This window comes from Paraburkholderia sp. SIMBA_053, from assembly GCF_046534895.1.
Lineage (GTDB): Bacteria > Pseudomonadota > Gammaproteobacteria > Burkholderiales > Burkholderiaceae > Paraburkholderia > Paraburkholderia caledonica.
Genome location: NZ_JAWRXU010000972.1, coordinates 1 through 261 on the forward strand (window position 1 = coordinate 1; position 261 = coordinate 261).

1 pseudogene is annotated in these 261 nt (G+C 70.1%); it reads right to left on the minus strand.

Annotation, left to right across the window (positions count from 1 at the left end):
• Nucleotides 1-261, minus strand: a pseudogene (locus tag SB753_RS38495) (aldehyde dehydrogenase (NADP(+))); the annotation flags it as partial.

Consider the following 261-nt stretch of genomic DNA (forward strand, 5'->3'; position numbering starts at 1 on the left):
GACGCAGATCGGGCCGCGGCTGCGGCGTGCGCTCCGGTTGCGCCGCATCGATCACAGCGCCGTGCCAGCGGCCGTCCCGCACGAGGCTCGCGAACAGCTTCAGCTGACCGACGGTCCGCATGCGCTCGCCTTCGAGACGCGGCAGCGGCAAGCCCGTTTCCAGATGGGCGCGCTCCGTCAGCACCGCGCCGAGATCGACGATCGCTTGCGCGATGGCATCGAGGAACTGCGCGCGCTGTTCGTCGGGCAATTGCCGATACG